This window comes from Trichocoleus desertorum AS-A10 (assembly GCF_039962155.1).
Lineage (GTDB): Bacteria > Cyanobacteriota > Cyanobacteriia > FACHB-46 > FACHB-46 > Trichocoleus.
The window spans coordinates 165,124-183,852 of the sequence record NZ_JAMPKN010000002.1 but is presented as its reverse complement, the minus strand read 5'-3'; the positions used below and the strand labels follow the sequence as shown (position 1 = coordinate 183,852).

The window sequence follows — 18,729 nt, the reverse complement described above, 5'->3', positions numbered from 1 at the left end:
CCCCTGAGAGCGCGCCTCTCCCGGAGCTAACTGATCTTTCGTGCTTACGAGAGTCGTACAGGTGAGCGATCGCAAATAGTAAGATGCTTCCACGTTGGGCTTTAGTTTGGGCTTTATCCTGTGAGATATGACGGGAGAAAATTAAGGTGATGTTGTCTAGTCAGCAAAACGAGCAGAGCAGCCGGAATCCACTGGCGGCATTACTCAGACAAGCAAAATTTTTAAGTGTGGCGATCGCGCTGAGCTTGGCCGTTTTCCTGTGGGGTTGCGACGACCTAACTGCCGCCAATCTTCCAACACCACCGGAAACGGTTGCCTTTGAACAAAGCTTAGCTCAGCACCTCCAGCAGACAGGAGCCAAAATGTATGGCGCTTACTGGTGCCCTCATTGTGCTGATCAAAAAGCTTTGTTTGGGCCTGCCGTAGCTACCGTGCCTTATGTAGAATGTGACCCAAAAGGTGAAAAACCCCAGCCAGACTTGTGTCAAGCCAAACAGATTGAAGGTTATCCTACCTGGGAGATTGGCGATCGTCTTTATTCGGGTACGCGATCGCTCTTAGAACTCGCTGCCTTATCAGGTTACAAAGCCCCATCTGTCAACAACCCAAGTGCAGAAGTCAGTCCTCAAACTTCCCCTTGAGATGAGCACCCTAAGTTAGAATGAAGCATACCTCTGCTGTCCTGGTTGAGCGCAATGACTAAATCTGAGCCCCATCCAAATGAAATGTTGTCTTCACCAAGGACAAACCATCTAACCTTCGAGGATGTAGCTCATGGCGATCATTCCCACGCTGTGAATGGCGTAGCCGATCATCCTCATGTGCACAGTGAAGAATCGCTACGGCGCATTGTCAACCGCCTTTCTCGCATTGAAGGTCATGTTCGTGGCATCAAAGTCATGGTGCAAGAGAGTCGTCCCTGCCCAGATGTATTGGTACAACTGGCCGCAGTTCGGGGAGCAGTAGACCGAGTGGCGCGGATGATTTTAGATGAGCATTTAACTCAGTGTGTTGCCCGTGCTGCTTTAGAAGGCAATATCGAAGTCGAAATTGAAGAGCTAAAAGCTGCCTTGGATCGCTTCTTGCCCTAGCTGTTGGCTTAATAGGTTCCAATCAGACCAATGCATAATCGGTCGGGCTTCCGTATGGCGGGAAGCTCTCTCGGCCTCAAGTTCTTCTTGAAGTAGCTTTTGATAGATCTCTGGGAGCGCCCCTGTCATTTGATTATCCTCGATGCCATAGCCCAAGCTCGTCCAAGTACCTGATAACAGTTCTAAAACTGGGTTGATCTCACCCGCCCTTAATAAGGCCGGAATATCGACGCCCCAAGCTTGGGGATCTCGGAGCCAAGCATAAACTACCTCGTCTTGATACTGAGGCTCAAAGCTATAGGTTTCCCAAAACAGGAAGCGCGTGGAATTGGGGTGATACAAGCGCGCTTTTTCTGCCCAGGTGGTCGTAAGAAATTGATAGCGGCCTGCTGCCGTTGTGCAGTTGCCTTTGTTCGGTCCGTTGACGATCTTAATACAGAGATCGGGATGCTCAGTGAAGTCGGAAATGTGTTGGCCGCCATAGAGCACCGTATAAGGAGAGGCATCGTTCGACTCGCTAGCCGAAATAGTTCGCATCAAGGCCCGAACGTAGGGATCGCCTCCCGGCATGACTAAAGGCGGTAATTCGCTAGTAATTTGAGACTGCTCTGGCAAAGGCGATCGCGTGGGCCAATGCGAGAGAGCTAGTAAGAGACCCACCAGCGCAAGGCAGCTACCAATAAACCTTTGTAAGGCTTTAGTTCTACGGTTTTGGCGTCTGCTTTGCCGAGTAGAGGCTAGAGCGGGACGACGAGTACGACGTGGCGATCGCCGAATAGTATTACTTTCGTTCAATTAAGCCACACTGGTAAACAGTTCCTCGACGGGTCTAGCTGGAGCCTTTGCCTCAGCAATCACTTCCACGATCTGGTTGCGAGCTGTCGGTTGAAATAGCGCTTCAACACAAACTTGAGCAACTTGAGCCCGAGGAATACTGCCGTCAAACAAAGTGTCAGCCTGGCACAGCACCACTGCATTAGTACCTTCTGCCTCAGTCAAACCGCCGGGTCGCACAATCGTATAAGTGAGACCGCTTTGTTGCAGATACTGCTCTGCCTGCTTTTTCCAAACTAAAATCAGGCCGAACAAGTTCAAGAAGTGGAAGAGCCGTGACACACAGAGGGAAGAAACAAAAACAAAATGCTCAATTCCGTGAGCTTTGGCTGCATTCACCAAATTTCGAGTACCCTCGTAGTCCACTTTATAAGGACCTGTGACATCAAAACTGGGTCTGGCACCAGTAGCACAGAGCAAGACCGTGCTGTCTCCTAAAGCGGTGGTTAAGGTATCAGGTTTTAAGACATCTCCGACCACTAATTCCACTTCAGGCGGGAAGCTATCCCGAACGGTTGCAAGATCGCGCACCAATGCCCGGACGGGAATGTTGCGCTTGAGTAGTTCTTCTACAATCCTGCGACCTGTTTTGCCTGTGGCTCCAGCTACAAACGCTTTCATTGCTGTTTCTACTTTCCTGTTAGTACGTAGATTTTCCAGCGATAGACTACCTGCATAGCGCGATCGCTTGAGGCAGACTACTCAACGAACCTAGACGATTATAGTGGAACTTCTGCAGTCGCTTACCTTTCTATAGAATGAATTGATCCCCACGGTAAAATTGAACTTTTGGTTAGTAATTCGTGAGTAATTTGTTTGATAAAAGAGTCAAGTTTGTTTTAGGTTGACTAGTCTGGAGTAGCGGTTGCTGGCTGATTGATCGAGATCTCACCCTAGCTGTGATGTCCTGCTTCATTAACTCAGCGTAAAGCTACTAGACTGAAAAAATACTTAATTCCACCCTAACTTGGCGCATAAATCCCGATTTCAATCCGTAACATTAAGCATGTTGAGCCGGAATAGCAGGAGCTATGCTGAGGAAACAATCATTCCGAGATTCACTCATTGCTTCCTCCGTCGAGATTGAGCCTGGAACAAAGTAGGGTTGGTTTTCCATCACTCTAAATTAAGTTCTATATAGAATGTGGAAAATCAATAGCCTGTTGAGAGTCCTAGAGTTGAGCGATGAGCAACTAGTGCAGGAACGCTTGCTATGCAGTCAAATTTCATTGAACATCAACCTGCTGATTCCGCTGAGGCAATTTTGCATCCAATGACAGGGTTTATCGAGCCGACTTATTTGAATTCAGAAGAAACCACTCAGGGCCAGACAGAGACAACTCAATTTCAGAGCCAGTTCATTGACTGCATGGAAATGTTTGCTGAGCGTGCCACCGTTGCCGAGTACATGGATTCTCATCACGGTTGGTTTCGTCGCTGTGCTCATCCTCTAAAAGTTGAAACTTTGGGTCAGAATGGTTACGCGCTCATTCTTGGTCCGTATGGTTCCTTTGGTTATCAGGTAGAGCCGAGAGTCGGCTTAGATTTGCTTCCTCAAGATCAAGGGGTTTACCGAATCAGAACAATCCCGGTGCCCGACTATGTTCCTCAAGGCTATGAAGTAGATTTTCAAGCCGCGTTGCAATTGATAGAAGTGCCAACAGAGCAAGTCGCTGAGATGGCGAAAATCAAGCGCTCAGCGATCGCCAATCTACCCCCAGTAATGACGCAAGTGGAGTGGCAGTTGGATTTGGTGGTGTCGCTACAATTTCCCAAGTTTATCCACACCCTGCCAAAAAACATGATTCAAAATACGGGCGATCGCTTGCTTTACCAAGTGGTCAAGCAGATCTCTCGTCGCCTCACTTATAAGGTACAAGAAGATTTTCATAATGAGATTGGAGTTCCGTTTCCAAAACACTTCAAGCGGAAATCGGCTTAATTCAAAACTTAGTTCAAGCATGCAAAAGGGGCGCAAGTTGCGCCCCTTCTTTTTGGTTCAATGAGCCAAAATTCTGTCTAAGTTACCAACAAAGTTGCCAAGCCTAGGTAGGATTTAAAATGCGCTGAACAATTTGCATCCCCGTAACGGCTTGCCAGCTAAAAAGTCCTAGGAGTACGAAGTTGATGGCAATGTGGGTGTAGCGAGCCCAGTCCTTGCCCTTCTGCATAAAAGGGGTGAGCGCCGCAGAAACTGCAATCATTCCAGTCATACCTAGCCCTGCTAAAAGGTGAGGTCCGACGAATAGTTTGCCGTTATTAATGTAGGTGACAGCCATACCACTTAGCGTTCCGATTACCATGACAGCCAACAACAGCGAACCAAATTGATGGTGGCGAATGTTGAACCGACCTTTGAGTAGTTCTTTTTTCTCGTCCCCTTCGGCTGTACGAGTCCGTTGCCATTGGAAGCCTAGATAGGTTGCGTAAAAGGCGATCGCTAACAAAACCCACATCATTACAGGATGTAGAAAGTTGAGCCAGAATTTTGTCGATTCGGGGATCTCGAAGCTCATAAGGTGCTCAGGGGAATCAAGGATTGGCTAAGGAACTTCATAAAAGTTAGCATAATAGTCAACTCTCTATTGATAGAAAATCCACTACTTCACCAAATTAGATTTACGGGATAGTGTGGGCGGGCGAGCCCCAACCAGCAAAATTAAATGGGTGAACTATTACATTTCGCACGGGGTGATGTCAAAAAATGACCGCTGCTAACAATCTTGCATTTCTTCAGGCGGTTAGACGGGGTGATGTGGGTCAAGTACAGGCTTTACTGGCATCTGGTGCGAGTCCTGATGCTGAAGATAAAGATGGCACCACGGCTTTAATGTTTGCAGCTCACAGCGGCTACACCGAAATTGTGCGGTTGCTCTTGGAGGCGGGAGCCGAGGTTGATGCTGTCAGAGTGACGTTTGGCATCACGGCCCTCATGCTAGCAGCAGCCAATAACCGAGTTGATAGCGTGCAAATTTTGTTGGCCCACGGGGCAGCGGTGAATGCTCGCAATGATGACGGTAGTACAGCGCTAATGGCAGCAGCGCTGAAAGGCCATATCCATACGGTGCAACTTTTGCTACAAGCGGGTGCAAAGCCAGATGTGCAGGACAAAGATGAGGACACGGCGCTTAATTTAGCTGTGGCTCAAGGGCATACAGCAGTTGTCCGCGCTTTGCTAGAAGTGGGGGCCAATCCCAACCAAACCAGTTATGGTGAAACTGCCCTGACTTTAGCGGCCAGCGAGAATCGGGTAGAAGTTGTCAGAGTGTTGGTTGAGCACGGAGCAGCGATAGACGGTCAAACCCCAGACGGTAGAACTGCTTTGATGCAAGCGGCAGAGCTAGGCTTTGGGGGTGCGGTGCAAGCGCTGTTAGCCAAAGGTGCTAATGTCAATGTTCCAGATGGGGAGGGAGAAACAGCCCTAACTTTGGCAGCGGACCAAGGGCATTTGCCAGTAGTGCAAACTTTGCTGGCGCAAGGTGCAGATGCGAATGCCAAGAACCGAGAAGGTGCTACCGCTTTAATGGCTGTGGCTGCTAGTGGAGAAATAGCGATCGCCACTGCTTTACTCAACGCAGGCGCAGATATTAATGCCAAAGATCAAGAGTCCGAAACGGCATTGAACCTAGCGGTGGTGGAGGGGCACACCGCAATGGTGGAGTTGCTGCTGAGTCGCGGCGCAGATTGTCAAACCCGCAACCGTTTAGGCGATACACCCCTCATGGTGGCAGCGATTCACGGCTACTGTGAGATTGCGATCGCTCTGCTGCGTCAGGGAGCAGATGCAGCGGCGAGAAACTTTGGTGAAACGGCTCTGAGCATTGCTACGATGCGAGGTCGTACGCCTGTCGTACAAGCCTTGCTCGCTTATGGTGCCGATGCCAACACTCAAGGCGACGATGGCAAAACGCCTTTAATGAAAGCTTGCGATCGCGATTACGTCGATGTTATGCAGGAGCTGCTGCAACAGGGAGCGGATGCTAATCTGCAAGACCAGGCGGGAGCCACAGCATTAATGTGGGCAGCGCACCGAGGGCGAGTTGAGGCAGTTCAGATGCTACTTAAGGCGGGAGCTGATGTCAACTTGAAGAATCGAGGTGGCTACACGGCGTTAATGCTGGCTGAATTTAATGGGTTTGATCAGGTAGCGCGATTGCTGAAACAAGCGGGGGCAGAGTGAAGAACCTAACCCCTGGCCCCTTCCCTCGTAGGGAAGGGGAAATAGAGGCAGTGTTAGAGGTGGGTGGTTAGTGGAGGAAGTGGCGCACGCCTGTCAGCACCATGATGATGCCTAGCTCGTTGGCTGCTTGAATTGAATCTTGATCGCGCATGCTGCCACCCGGTTGAGCGATCGCGACGATGCCAGCGGCGGCGGCAGTTCGCACGGAGTCATCGAAGGGGAAGAAGCCGTCACTGGTTAGGGTGGCTCCTTGAACTTTGTCGCCTGCTTGCTCTAAGGCAATTTTGACGGAACCAACGCGGTTCATTTGGCCTGCCCCCACTCCTAACGTGGTGCGATCGCGTGTCACCACAATTGCATTGGACTTGACATGCTTACAGACTTTCCAGGCAAACAGAAGTTCTTCTAGCTGCTCATCGGTGGGTTGGCGCTCTGTCACTACTTGCCATTGAGTAGGATCTTCGACCGCATCATCGGACGATTGCACTAGAAAGCCTCCAGCGATCGCTTTGACGTTATCTTTCGCTCCACTTCGCAGGTCAGGTAAGGTTAAAACGCGAACTTTCGATTTAGCTCCCAGAATTTCTTGAGCCTCAGCATCGCAACCTGGAGCAACCACACATTCCAAGAAGGTTTTGGTGAGTTCAGTCGCCGTTGCCGCATCAATCGGGCGGTTGAGAGCCACGATGCCACCAAACGCCGAAGTGGAATCGGCATTGAAGGCTTTCTGGTACGCTTCCACTAGGCTATTGCCTAAGGCAGTACCACAAGGATTGTTGTGTTTAATGATGGTGGCGGCAGCAGGACTTTGGGGATCACTAAATTCAGCAATAATCCGCCGTGCCGCTTCAAGGTCCACCAAGTTGTTGTAGCTCAGCTCTTTGCCTTGGAGCTTAGTCGCTGCGGCCCATCCGGTTGTTGTGGCTCCAGTTTGGTACCAAGCCGCAGGTTGGTGCGGATTTTCGCCATAACGTAGCGGTTGCAATTGCTGACCAGAGAGAGAGAATTGCTGGGGCAGATCCGCCGATTCACCCTGAGCGGAACCGACTTGACTCAGATAAGTGGCGATCGCTTGGTCATAGGCAGCCGTATGTTGGAAAGTCTGTAAGGCGCAAGCCCGACGGAATTCTAGAGACGCTGCGCCGTTGTTTTGCCGTAACTCTTGCAAATAAGTATTGTATTGAGTGGGATCGCACAGTACGGTCAGGTGAGCGTGGTTTTTTGCCGAGGCTCGCAACATTGCTGGCCCACCAATATCAATCTGCTCGATCGCTTCGCCTAAAGTTACCCCTGGTTTCGCGATCGTTTGCTCGAAGGGGTAGAGATTCACTACAACTAGATCGATGGGGCGAATCTGGTGCGCTTCCAAATCCGCTAAATCTTGGGGCACATCTCGCCGGGCCAAAATGCCGCCATGAATCCGAGGCTGCAAGGTCTTGACGCGACCCCCCAGGATTTCGGGAAACCCCGTGTAATCGGACACTTTAGTTACAGGTAGCCCAGCGTCTTTTAGGGCTTGGGCGGTGCCCCCACTGCTGATCAGGTCAAACTCAAATTCTTCTACTAAGCTGCGAGCGAGGTCAATGAGACCTGTTTTATCCGATGTACTCAGCAGTGCTAGACGCGCCATGACGCCGAAATCTCCCCTAGTGCACAAACAGTCAGAAAACTTGCCTTACTCAGGATAAATGGAATTTGCACCGATGCGAAATTATGATTATCCAGGCAGCGATCGCTATTTGTCGCAATTCTGAAAGGAGTCACTTTGAGTCTACAGGCTATCTCAATTCCACCCGCAACAGGTCAGGCTCCTGAAGGACTGATCGTGGTCCTACATGGTTGGGGTGCAAATGCTCAAGATGTAGCGTCGTTACTGCCCCTGCTGAGTTTGTCGAGTTGTCAATTTCTCTGCCCAGACGGGCCGTTGCCTCATCCTTACAACCCACCTTCTGGGCGCATGTGGTACAGCTTTGGTCAAACGCCGACCTTCCCCGTTGCCGACGGAACAGGTCTAGCAGCAAGCCGCCAACTGCTCACCGATTGGCTCCAATCTCTAGAAGGGCAGACAGGAGTGCCACTATCGAGAACGGTTCTGGCTGGTTTCTCCCAAGGCGGCGCAATGACGTTGGATGTGGGGCTTAGCTTACCGTTGGCAGGTTTGGTTTCTTTAAGCGGTTATTGGCATCAATCATCCCAACCCAAAAGCGATGCCTTTCCACCTGTGTTTATGGCGCATGGTCTGCAAGATAACGTCGTGCCTCTCAGTGCAGCGCGAGATGCGAGGGATCGGCTCCTAGCATTAGGGGTGTCAGTGCAGTATCAAGAATTTCAGATGGGGCACGATGTTCGTCCAGAAGTGTTGCAGCTCATGCGGACGTTTGTGCTTCAAGTACTGTCACAGAATCGTGCAAAAACTTCTTATAAAGTTTGACGGGTATACTGACTGAACTCAGTAGTATAGAGGGGTACTTGGATCAAGCTATCCACTACATGCTGGTGCTGCTGACGGGAGGTGCGGGCGATGACTACGTTGAGTATTTCGAGCCGACAGATTGAAGCGTTGACTGAGTCTGATGTTGCGGATTTAGCCACACGTCTAGAGCAGGATAGCTATACCAATCCGTTTGATGGATTGAATGATTGGCATCTCCTCCGGGCGATCGCCTTCCAACGTCCCGAATTGATTGAACCTTACATGCACCTGCTGGATTTAGAGGCCTACGACGAAGCCTAGAGTTGTGATTTAGCCAAAATCAAACCTCACCCTGCCTCCCCATCCCCTCTCCTAGTAGGAGAGGGGATGGGAGAGGTCAATTCCAGTCAATCAATTCATGCTTCAAGGTAAACGAGTTTTAATCGGCATCAGTGGGGGCATTGCTGCTTACAAAATTTGTGAGGTCGTTTCCAACCTCGCCAAAGCAGGTGCAGAAGTCAGAGTGATTTTGACGCAGTCGGCCCAGGCATTTGTCACCCCCCTAACGTTTGCTACGCTGTCGCGTCATACTGCTTATACCGATCAAGACTTTTGGCAGCCAGTCCAGGGTCGTCCCCTCCACATAGAGTTAGGGGAATGGGCTGAAGTATTGTTGTTGGCTCCCCTCACCGCCAACACTCTAGCCAAGTTGGTCTACGGTTTAGCAGATAACTTACTCACGAACACGGTTCTGGCTTCTACTTGCCCGGTTCTGCTCGCTCCAGCGATGAACACAGATATGTGGGAGCAACAGGCAGTACAACGGAACTGGCAGCAAATTCAAGCTGACTCCCGCTATCACACCGTTGGGCCAGGAGCAGGTTTATTAGCTTGCGATCGCGTTGGGGCAGGTCGGATGGCAGAACCAGAAGAAATCTTACCGCACTTGCTTTCCCTGTTGCACACGCGAGGCCAACGAGATTTAGCTGGCAGGCAAATTTTAATTAGTGCCGGGGGGACTCGTGAGCATCTCGACCCCGTTCGCTTTATTGGCAATCCTTCCACGGGCAAAATGGGTCTAGCTCTAGCGCAAGCAGCTCTACATCGTGGTGCTCAAGTCACCCTGGTTCATGCCCCCTTAATTGGAGTAAGGGCGAACGGCCGTTCGCCCTTACAAGGAGCGCGATCGCTCCCCGTGGTCAGTGCCGAGGAGATGCGCCGAGCTTTGCTAGAGTGCTTACCTAATGCCGATTGGATTGTGATGTCAGCAGCAGTAGCCGATGTTAAACCTGCCGAATATCACGCCGAAAAACTCCCAAAGCGATCGCTCCCTGCTACCCTACCGCTGGCTTTGGTGCCTGATATTGCTGCCGAAATTGGTAGCCTCAAGCAACCCCACCAGCGCTTAGTTGGTTTTGCAGCCCAAACTGGAGATATTGTCACCCCTGCCTTAGATAAACTGCGGCGCAAGAAACTAGATGCGATCGCAGCCAATCCGGTAGATCAACCTGATAGCGGTTTCGGCACAGATACTAATCAAGCAGTTCTGCTCGATGTCTACGGTCGTCGAGTTCCTGTTCCCCAGTGCAGCAAGCTAGAAATGGCACATCGTTTGTTTGATTTTGTGCAAACAATGCCGTCTACCTAAAGCCTTTCTACTGGAAACGTCTCAGTAACGGTCGGCTTGATTGTAGATTCAGATTATTATCTTTTCTGGTCTGGTGCGATTTAGAAGAGATGAAATCCATATGAAAAAAGCTGGTTTGGTTGGTGTATTACTGCTGTTGCTTCCCCTGGTGGCTTGCTCACCTCAACCAAACTCAACAGCATCAGCACCGAATGCAAGTGGTCAGGTACAGTCCTTGGTGGCAGGAGCCATTCCAGACCAAGACCCAGAGAAGTTACAGCGTTTATATAGCAAGCTGACAGACTACTTAACCAAAGAATTAGGGGTGACAGTTCAGTACAAACCTGTGAATGACTACACCGCCGCTGTGACTGCCTTTAAGGTGGGTGATTTAGATTTGGTTTGGTTTGGTGGTTTGACAGGGGTGCAAGCGCGCTTACAGGTGCCGGGGGCAGAAGCGATCGCCCAACGGGATATTGACGAGAAGTTTCACAGCGTTTTTATCGCCAATAAATCCAGCGGTCTCACTCCCATTCAAGAGCTAAAAGAATTAACCGCATTGAAGGGTCGTACATTTACCTTTGGCAGTGAGTCCTCAACATCGGGCCGTTTGATGCCGCAGTATTTCCTCCAGCAAGCGGGTATAGGTCTGAACGACTTCAAAGGTCAACCAGGATTTTCTAGCTCACATGATGCCACGATCAAATTAGTAGAAGCAGGAACCTACGACGCTGGAGTGCTGAATCAGCAAGTTTGGCGCGATCGCGTTAAGGCTGGGGAAGTCAATCTAGACAAGGTTGTGGTGTTGTGGCAAACGCCCGCTTACTATGACTATCACTGGGTAGTCAATCCCCAGGTCAAACAGCGCTATGGTGAGGACTTTCCGCAGAAGGTACAAGCAGCTTTACTAAAGCTGGACCCCAAGGTGCCAGAGCAAAAGGAAATTCTGGATTTGTTCGGGGCGCAGAAGTTTATCCCCACTCAGAACGGTAACTACGCCAAAATTGAAGCCGTAGGTCGCGAGATTGGCAAGATTAAATGAGTGCGGCTAGCCCGATTTTGGAGTTGAAACAGGTTGGTCAATGGTTTGGCTCGTTTCCCGCCTTGGCCGAGATTAACTTGCAAATTCAAGCGGGAGAGCGGGTAGCTTTGGTTGGCCCTAGTGGGGCGGGAAAAAGTACATTAATCAGCTTGCTCAATGGCACCTTGTTTCCTACCCAAGGAGAGGTTTGGGCCATTGGTCGCAATTTGTCGATGCTTTCCCCTCGGACGTTGCGACGAGTACAGCAACAGATTGGTACTATCTACCAGCAGTTCCACCTGGTCGATAATCTACGAGTGGTGCATAACGTCAACGCAGGTCACTTGGGGCACTGGTCTTGGTTGAAATCAGCCCTTTCTCTGCTTTGGCCTCTGGAAGTGGAAGTTGCCGCCAAAGCTCTGGTTCAAGTGGGCATTCCTGAAAAGCTCTACGATCGCACCGACCAACTTTCGGGGGGACAACAGCAACGGGTCGCTTTAGCGCGAGTACTAGTGCAAAACCCGACGGTGATTTTGGCGGATGAACCGATCGCTAGCCTCGACCCAGAGCGCAGCCGAGAAATTATGGATCTGTTACGCCATCTCAGCCAGAGCACAGGCAAGACCTTAGTGATGAGCTTGCACTCCATTGAACTGGCACAAAGCCACTGCGATCGCATCATTGGCTTAAGGCAAGGACAAATCCTCTTTGATGTGCCTTCGACTGCGATCTCACCTGAAATGATTGCAGCGCTCTACCGAATTGATCACGAAAATTAGATTTGCTGTGTGGCCGACTCGCAATCGCTCCTTCGCTAAACTCTCTACCAAACTACCTCCTCGCCCTTCGCTGTTCAATCCACGAACGCTGTGGGGAGCCGTCTGTTTGGCTGCGATCGCTTGGTCTGTACAACAAACTGGCATTTTTAGCCGTAGCCCTTTCAATCTAGGGGGTTGGAGCTTAGTCGGGCGCTTTCTCGAAGCTAGTCTGCACCCTAATCTCAGCCCGGATTTTCTTTGGCTCACTTGGCACTCCACGCTCACAACACTCGCCTACGCTGTATGCGGAACTAGCCTTAGTGTTGCAATCGGTGTAATCGGTGGTGTTCTAGCCTCGGAGGTTTGGTGGCAATCAGTTTTTCTAGGCAAACGTGAGGCGGTTCGCTTCCAGTCCTGGGGGAAAAAGCCCCAACGTTGGTCATTGGCCAATCGCGATCGCTGGCCTTGGCTCAGTATTAGAGCAGTGTTGTCGGTGCCACGTGCGATTCATGAAATTATCTGGGGATTGTTTTTCGTCAACGTTTTCGGGTTAGACCCACTCACAGCCGTATTGGCGATCGCCCTTCCCTTCGGCGCAATTACAGCTAAAGTCTTCTCCGAAATTCTGGATGAAACTCCTCGCCAGCCTTTGCTAGCACTGCTAAATAGCGGTGTGTCACCACTGCAAGCATTGACTTATGGCTTAATTCCTCAAGCTTTTCCCAATCTACTCTCTTACACGTTCTACCGATTTGAATGCTCAATTCGTTCGGCGGCTGTCCTAGGAATCATTGGAGCTGGTGGCTTAGGCTATCAAATCTTACTGAGTCTGCAATCTCTACGCTACGAGCAGATGTGGACGCTGTTCTTGGCGCTATTTCTTCTCAACGGCTCCGTTGACTTTTGGAGCGCTCTCCTGCGCCATCGCCTGGGTTTACCGAATCGCCTGGATCTCAATACTCTCAATTTGACTCAGCGCCCCTCTCTGTTTTATCAGCGCGATCCGGTGGTGATTGGTTCTTGGCTGGGGGTGGTGCTATTGCTCCCGTTTTCATTTTGGTATGTCCAAGCAGATGTCAGCAAGCTTTGGCAACCTCGGACTCTACAGCTCTTGAGCGAAGTATTTCAAACTGCTTGGTCGCCTCATTTAACTGGCATTTCCAGCAGTCAACTTTGGGAATTAGCAACGCAAACACTGGCGATGTCAATCTTGGCAATGGCGATCGCTGGAGTCGGTGGTGTCCTACTTTCCTTTCCTGCCGCCCACAACTTTTTTTTGCCAGGTGGCCTACTGAACCCAACGAAAACTAATCAAGCCGCCAAATTCTGGAGTCCAACGGGTTTATTACTGACTCGCTTCTGGTTGCTTGTTAGCCGAGCCATTCCAGCCCCCATTTGGGCTTTGATGTGGCTGTTTGTCTTATTTCCCGGAATCTTACCTGGTGCGATCGCCCTTGGCTTGCATAACTTAGGTATCTTGGGCCGCTTGATGGCTGAGGTGAATGAAAATTTAGATAGGCGACCCTTAAAAGCCCTCAAATCTCAAGGTGCAGCAGGAGCCCAAGTCTTTCTATATGGCGTCTTGCCTCCCACATTTCCTCGCTTTATCGCTTACATCCTTTACCGTTGGGAAGTGTGTATTCGAGAAACCGTGATTGTGGGGTTAGTCGGTGCGGGCGGTCTCGGTCGATTACTGACAGAACAACTCAGCAGCTTTGACTATCCAGGATTACTAGTCACGTTGAGTTGCTTTATTGGTTTAACATTCGTAGTGGATCTCATTAGCGCGACTCTTCGCAAAGCCCTGCGATAGCTTGATTTTGACTATTAACCCTCTCCTGTCACTCTCGGAAAATAATAAATAGCAGTGCTGTTGAAGCATTGTTTCCACCCGTACACCCAAGCAGCACTCAACGAAGTTTGGGGCTTTTAGCTATTCTCTAACAGGAGTGACAGAAGAGGGATTAAAGAGTCTTCGTCCTGATGCGGCTTTGCAGGCCAAGCTTAATAAACTGAATCGTTAGATGAACTAATTTTGCAAATTGACTAGACAAGTTCAAACAAATTGTCTAAGATGTTTTATTGTCGCCAAAAAACCGGGCTAACAAATTCTCCCCAGAATTTCAGCAAAGTAAAAGCTTTGCTGCCTTTGTCTCAGAGTTGATAACTCAGACAAAGAGAAATGCTTCTGGGTCCGTTAATTGAGAGTTAAGGTCAGGCTGAGATTGAGTGAACCAAAGCGTGTTAGCATTGGCTTCCAATCAATAGCTTGGCTTGTGCCCTAAGGATACTGAGCGGTTTTGCTTAAGTCCCGGCGAAAGTAGGCAGCGTCAAACCATATTGGTTTGGCATTCATCGAAAAAGCTAGCCTCAAGTATTGCAGGACTTCCAAGAGAAAGATTCTGTTGATTCAGGTCTTACTCTTGGCTGGTCTCTGACAAGGTTCATCGGAGTTATGAATCATTTTTTGGTTCAGCTCCTTTGTAGTGTGTACAAAAGGGAGACCAGTTGCTGTGTCTGTGGGTATTCTCGGCACCAAACTTGGCATGACTCAGATCTTCGACGAAACAGGGAAAGCAATTCCTGTAACTGTCGTTCAAGCGGGTCCATGCGCTATTACGCAGATTAAAACAGCATCAACCGATGGCTACTCTGCCATTCAGGTTGGCTTTGGCGAAACAAGCCAAAAGGCGCTGAATAAACCTGAACTAGGCCACCTGGCCAAATCGAATGCTACGCCGCTACGCCATCTACAGGAATATCGGCTAGATAATACCAGCGAGTTTGAGCTAGGTCAGCAAATCAAAGCAGACATCTTTTCTGCTGGTCAAATCATCGATGTCATCGGTACTAGTATCGGTCGCGGCTTCGCTGGCTATCAAAAGCGTCATAATTTCGCTCGTGGTCCTATGGCCCACGGTTCTAAAAACCACCGTGCCCCGGGTTCGACGGGAGCTGGTACTACGCCAGGACGCGTTTATCCAGGAAAGCGGATGGCTGGTCGTTTGGGTGGCTCGCAAGTCACGATTCGTAAATTGACAGTGGTTCGCGTAGATGCTGAGCGCAATCTATTGCTGATCAAAGGGGCGGTTCCTGGTAAGCCGGGTGCGTTGCTGAGCATCGTTCCTGCTAAACAAGTAGGTCGTTCAAAGTAAAAGCTCTGTAGGCGTTATGCTGGCTGATCTTGGCTCGCAGGCCATCGCAGACAAGAGGCTACAGGACAGGGATTAAAGAGAGATATGGTTAACTGTGTAGTTCGAGACTGGGAAGGAAAGGAAGTCGGAGAGGCTCCCCTAGACCTCCGCGTTGCAAAAGAAGGGACGGCTTCTCACGTTGTTCACCGAGCATTGGTTCGTCAGTTGGCGAATGCTCGTCAAGGAACTGCGAGTACCAAGACCCGTGCAGAAGTGAGTGGAGGGGGTCGTAAGCCCTGGCGGCAGAAGGGTACAGGACGTGCCCGTGCTGGTTCCAATCGTTCTCCCCTGTGGCGGGGTGGTGGTGTCATCTTTGGCCCGAAGCCAAGAGATTACACGATCAAGATGAACCGGAAAGAGCGTCGTTTAGCTTTGAGAACTGCTCTGCAAAGTCGGTTTGCAGATTTGGTGGTTGTGCAGGATTTTGCTGATCAACTGCCTCGGCCGAAAACCAAAGAATTGGTATCCGCGATCGCTCGTTGGGGAATTGAGCCAACAGCTAAAATCCTGTTGATCATGCCTGAGCGTGCCGAAACTGTTTACCTCTCAGCTCGCAACATCCCTAACCTGAGACTCATCTCTGCGTCCAACTTGAATGTCTTCGACATCCTTGCTGCGGATCAGATTTTGACCACAGCATCTGCTCTTACAAAAATCCAGGAGGTCTACGGTGACTAAGGCTAATCCTCGCTCTTTAGCAGATTTGATTCGCCGCCCTCTGGTGACTGAGAAAGCAACTCGATTGCTAGAAGACAACAAATACACCTTTGAAGTTGCTCCTCAAGCAACTAAGCCACAAATCAAGGCGGCGATCGAGGAACTATTTGAAGTTAAAGTCGTGGGTGTCAACACTCAAAGACCTCCCCTCAAGCAGCGTCGAGTTGGTAAGTTTATGGGTCATCGCCCCCAGTACAAGCGGGCGGTCGTAACTTTGGCAGCAGGAGATTCTATTACTCTGTTCCCTGAAGTTTAGGGTTTTCCCTTGTACTGTCGGTAGGGGCGTATTTTGATATGCCCGTACTAGCAACATTGTTGAATGGTCTACTAGTGCAACCAAGAGTTTGAGTTATGGGCATCCGTTCTTATCGGCCATATACCCCTGGAACTCGTCAGCGTACCGTCTCAGACTTCGATGAGATTACACGTAGCGAGCCAGAAAAGTCTTTAACGATTTCAGTTCACCGCGCCAAAGGTCGGAATAACCGGGGTGTAATTACCACTCGCCATCGGGGTGGTGGTCACAAACGCCTCTACCGTATCATCGACTTTCGTCGTGACAAGCGCAGTATTCCAGCGCGGGTTGTATCGATTGAGTACGATCCCAACCGTAATGCTCGCATCGCCCTGCTGCATTACCGTGATGGTGAGAAGCGTTATATTCTCCATCCTTTAGGTCTTAAGGTCGGCACCCTAGTGGTCGCTGGTCCTGACTCACCCATTGAGATTGGTAATGCTCTACCCCTGAGCAATATTCCTCTAGGTACCGGCGTACATAACGTTGAATTGGTGCCAGGAAAAGGTGGGCAAATTGTCCGGGCTGCTGGAGCTATCGCTCAGGTGGTTGCTAAAGAAGGAGCTTATGTCACGCTGAAGCTACCCTCTGGTGAAGTTCGCCTGATTCGCCGCGAGTGCTATGCCACGATTGGTCAGGTCGGTAATACCGAAGCTAGAAATATCAGCTTGGGTAAAGCAGGCCGCAAGCGCCACTTGGGCCGTAGACCCGAGGTTCGGGGCAGCGTTATGAACCCAGTGGACCACCCCCACGGTGGTGGTGAGGGTCGCGCTCCTATCGGTAGAAGCGGGCCTGTCACTCCTTGGGGTAAGCCAGCTCTAGGCTACAAGACTCGTAAGAAGCGGAAACTGAGCGATGCCTTGATCGTCCGTCGCCGTCGTAAGTCTTCCAAGCGGGGTCGTGGCGGTCGGGAGTCCTAAATCTCTTGGCTTCTGATGTAGGCCCTTAAATAGGGTCTGCATTGACTCTTGATTAGAACGATTTGTAATCACCGATAGGTTGACTGAGCTATGTCTCGTTCCTTAAAAAAAGGCCCTTTTGTCGCTGACCACTTAATGAGCAAGATTGAAGCGTTGAATGCTAGAGGCGAAAAGCAAGTCATTAAGACTTGGTCTAGAGCTTCCACCATTCTGCCGCAGATGATTGGTCATACGGTGGCAGTTCATAATGGTCGTCAACATGTTCCTGTATATTTGACCGAGCAAATGGTGGGTCACAAACTAGGAGAATTTGCTCCGACTCGCACATTTCGTGGTCACTCTAAGAGTGACAAGAAGGCTCGTCGGTAAGAAGATGTGAGGGTTTAGCCGTTTGCTTCAGCCTGTGAGTTGGAGATTGTAAACCCATTTTGCAGGCTGCTAGCCAGAGGGATAGAAGGGTAAATTTATGGCTGTTGATACTACTGAAGTAAAAGCGATCGCACGCTACATCCGCATGTCCCCCCACAAGGTTCGGCGGGTTCTAGACCAAATCCGGGGTCGGTCTTATCGAGAAGCGCTGATTATTCTGGAATTTATGCCCTATCGGGCTTGTGAGCCTGTACTTAAAGTTTTACGCTCTGCTGTTGCTAATGCTGAGCACAACGCTGGACTTGATCCAGCCACCTTGGTGGTTAGCCAAGCCTTTGCTGACCAAGGTGCTACCTTAAAGCGCTTTAGACCTCGGGCTCAAGGTCGCGCCTATCAAATTCGTAAACCTACCTGCCACATTACTGTAGCGGTTGCGCCTCAAGGGGATGCATAGATAGGACGCTTCTTGGTATCTCTATCCCCTTAACTTAGCTAGCCCTTTACTGCTTTTATCGAGGACGTATTCGTGGGACAGAAAATTCATCCAGTTGGTTTTCGTTTGGGTACAACCCAAGAACACCGCTCCCGCTGGTTCGCTGAACCTAGCCGCTATCCAGAGCTTTTGCAGGAAGACTACAAAATCCGTCAGTTTGTTCAGAAAAACCTGAGCAATGCTGGTATCTCTGAAATTAGAGTTGAACGCAAAGCTGATCAAATCGATCTAGAAATTCGTACCGCTCGCCCTGGCGTAGTCGTGGGACGCGGTGGTACAGGAATCGAATCTCTACGCGCTGGACTGCAAGCTGAATTGGGTAGCAGCGATCGCCAAATCCGCATCAACGTCGTAGAAGTTGCTCGGGTGGATGCAGATGCAGCCTTGATTGCTGAATACATTGGTCAGCAACTAGAGCGCCGAGTTTCCTTCCGTCGAGTGGTGCGTCAAGCGATTCAAAGAGCCCAACGAGCTGGGATCGAGGGCATCAGAATTCAAGTGAGTGGTCGCTTGAACGGAGCAGAAATCGCTCGACCAGAATGGACTCGTGAAGGTAGAGTCCCTCTCCATACTTTGCGTGCTGATATTGATTACTCCTATCGCACTGCTCAGACCATTTATGGTGTTTTAGGAATCAAAGTTTGGGTGTTCAAGGGTGAGATTATTCCTGGTCAGGAAGAACCAGCACCCGCAGGCAATACTCAGCCTCGTCGTCGCCAGCAACGCCGCCGTCAGCAATTTGAAGACCGCTCTAACGAAGGCTGATTTGCTAAGTCTGACATAGACATAGGATGACTAAACATCAGCTTTGAGTGAT

21 protein-coding genes are annotated in these 18,729 nt (G+C 50.2%); 17 read left to right on the top strand and 4 right to left on the bottom strand.

Features of this window, described 5'->3' with window-relative positions; genetic code table 11:
• The first annotated feature begins 149 nt into the window (after positions 1-149).
• Together NDA01_RS04715 and NDA01_RS04710 are read left to right on the top strand one after the other, a co-directional pair.
• On the top strand, positions 150-641 hold the full coding sequence (locus tag NDA01_RS04715) for a hypothetical protein (RefSeq protein WP_348227050.1): 492 nt from the start codon (positions 150-152) through the stop codon (positions 639-641).
• A 54-nt stretch (positions 642-695) separates the two neighbouring features.
• Positions 696-1,091 (top strand): metal-sensing transcriptional repressor, encoded by a 396-nt coding sequence (locus NDA01_RS04710; protein ID WP_348227049.1) that lies wholly within the window; start codon positions 696-698, stop codon positions 1,089-1,091.
• Here the strand turns inward: NDA01_RS04710 and NDA01_RS04705 are convergent.
• Both NDA01_RS04705 and NDA01_RS04700 read right to left on the bottom strand, forming a co-directional pair.
• A complete protein-coding gene (locus NDA01_RS04705; RefSeq protein ID WP_431193319.1) occupies positions 1,059-1,886 on the bottom strand; it encodes a glycoside hydrolase family 24 protein in 828 nt (275 codons plus the stop codon). The genes NDA01_RS04710 and NDA01_RS04705 overlap by 33 nt on opposite strands.
• On the bottom strand, positions 1,887-2,546 hold the full coding sequence (locus NDA01_RS04700) for an SDR family oxidoreductase (protein ID WP_348227048.1): 660 nt from the start codon (positions 2,544-2,546) through the stop codon (positions 1,887-1,889). It abuts the gene before it with no gap.
• A gap of 592 nt (positions 2,547-3,138) precedes the next feature.
• On the opposite strand from NDA01_RS04700, the gene NDA01_RS04695 reads away from it, so the two are divergent.
• Complete coding sequence (locus tag NDA01_RS04695) at positions 3,139-3,867, top strand: DUF1997 domain-containing protein (RefSeq protein WP_190431440.1); 729 nt, start codon at positions 3,139-3,141, stop codon at positions 3,865-3,867.
• A 103-nt stretch (positions 3,868-3,970) separates the two neighbouring features.
• Here NDA01_RS04695 and NDA01_RS04690 read toward each other — a convergent pair whose 3' ends face one another.
• Positions 3,971-4,441: a DUF4079 domain-containing protein gene (locus tag NDA01_RS04690; protein ID WP_190431441.1), complete on the bottom strand. Its 471-nt coding sequence runs from the start codon at positions 4,439-4,441 to the stop codon at positions 3,971-3,973.
• A gap of 188 nt (positions 4,442-4,629) precedes the next feature.
• Here NDA01_RS04690 and NDA01_RS04685 point away from each other — a divergent pair, with 188 nt between their 5' ends.
• Entirely contained in the window at positions 4,630-6,105 is a 1,476-nt protein-coding gene (locus NDA01_RS04685; protein WP_348227047.1) for an ankyrin repeat domain-containing protein, read from the top strand.
• Positions 6,106-6,172: 67 nt separating this feature from the next.
• Here the strand turns inward: NDA01_RS04685 and purH are convergent, their stop codons facing one another.
• Positions 6,173-7,735: a bifunctional phosphoribosylaminoimidazolecarboxamide formyltransferase/IMP cyclohydrolase gene (gene purH / locus NDA01_RS04680; protein ID WP_348227046.1), complete on the bottom strand. Its 1,563-nt coding sequence runs from the start codon at positions 7,733-7,735 to the stop codon at positions 6,173-6,175.
• Positions 7,736-7,870: 135 nt separating this feature from the next.
• Between purH and NDA01_RS04675 the strand changes: the two genes are divergently transcribed.
• From NDA01_RS04675 to rpsC, 13 genes are all read left to right on the top strand, one after another.
• Positions 7,871-8,536 carry an alpha/beta hydrolase gene (locus tag NDA01_RS04675; protein WP_348227045.1) on the top strand — a complete coding sequence of 222 codons (666 nt, stop codon included), beginning with the start codon at positions 7,871-7,873 and terminating at the stop codon, positions 8,534-8,536.
• Positions 8,537-8,626: 90 nt separating this feature from the next.
• Positions 8,627-8,839 carry a protein IsiD gene (gene isiD, locus NDA01_RS04670; protein ID WP_190431449.1) on the top strand — a complete coding sequence of 71 codons (213 nt, stop codon included), beginning with the start codon at positions 8,627-8,629 and terminating at the stop codon, positions 8,837-8,839.
• 97 nt (positions 8,840-8,936) lie between these two features.
• A complete protein-coding gene (gene coaBC, locus NDA01_RS04665) occupies positions 8,937-10,166 on the top strand; it encodes a bifunctional phosphopantothenoylcysteine decarboxylase/phosphopantothenate--cysteine ligase CoaBC (RefSeq protein ID WP_348227044.1) in 1,230 nt (409 codons plus the stop codon).
• Positions 10,167-10,266: 100 nt separating this feature from the next.
• Positions 10,267-11,187: a putative selenate ABC transporter substrate-binding protein gene (locus tag NDA01_RS04660; protein ID WP_348227043.1), complete on the top strand. Its 921-nt coding sequence runs from the start codon at positions 10,267-10,269 to the stop codon at positions 11,185-11,187.
• Positions 11,184-11,945: a phosphonate ABC transporter ATP-binding protein gene (locus NDA01_RS04655; protein WP_348227042.1), complete on the top strand. Its 762-nt coding sequence runs from the start codon at positions 11,184-11,186 to the stop codon at positions 11,943-11,945. The genes NDA01_RS04660 and NDA01_RS04655 overlap by 4 nt, the downstream gene beginning before the upstream one ends.
• Positions 11,946-11,952: 7 nt before the next feature.
• Complete coding sequence (locus tag NDA01_RS04650) at positions 11,953-13,737, top strand: PhnE/PtxC family ABC transporter permease (protein WP_431193318.1); 1,785 nt, start codon at positions 11,953-11,955, stop codon at positions 13,735-13,737.
• Between the two features lie 700 nt (positions 13,738-14,437).
• On the top strand, positions 14,438-15,079 hold the full coding sequence (gene rplC, locus NDA01_RS04645; RefSeq protein ID WP_190431458.1) for a 50S ribosomal protein L3: 642 nt from the start codon (positions 14,438-14,440) through the stop codon (positions 15,077-15,079).
• An 84-nt stretch (positions 15,080-15,163) separates the two neighbouring features.
• A complete protein-coding gene (gene rplD / locus NDA01_RS04640) occupies positions 15,164-15,796 on the top strand; it encodes a 50S ribosomal protein L4 (RefSeq protein ID WP_348227041.1) in 633 nt (210 codons plus the stop codon).
• A complete protein-coding gene (locus NDA01_RS04635; RefSeq protein ID WP_190431462.1) occupies positions 15,789-16,091 on the top strand; it encodes a 50S ribosomal protein L23 in 303 nt (100 codons plus the stop codon). Before rplD ends, NDA01_RS04635 begins: the two co-directional genes overlap by 8 nt.
• 95 nt (positions 16,092-16,186) lie before the next feature.
• On the top strand, positions 16,187-17,050 hold the full coding sequence (gene rplB / locus NDA01_RS04630; RefSeq protein WP_190556164.1) for a 50S ribosomal protein L2: 864 nt from the start codon (positions 16,187-16,189) through the stop codon (positions 17,048-17,050).
• 90 nt (positions 17,051-17,140) lie between these two features.
• Positions 17,141-17,419: a 30S ribosomal protein S19 gene (gene rpsS, locus NDA01_RS04625; protein ID WP_190431466.1), complete on the top strand. Its 279-nt coding sequence runs from the start codon at positions 17,141-17,143 to the stop codon at positions 17,417-17,419.
• A gap of 97 nt (positions 17,420-17,516) precedes the next feature.
• A complete protein-coding gene (gene rplV, locus NDA01_RS04620; protein ID WP_190431468.1) occupies positions 17,517-17,873 on the top strand; it encodes a 50S ribosomal protein L22 in 357 nt (118 codons plus the stop codon).
• Between the two features lie 72 nt (positions 17,874-17,945).
• Entirely contained in the window at positions 17,946-18,677 is a 732-nt protein-coding gene (gene rpsC / locus NDA01_RS04615; protein WP_190431470.1) for a 30S ribosomal protein S3, read from the top strand.
• Positions 18,678-18,729 lie beyond the last annotated feature (52 nt).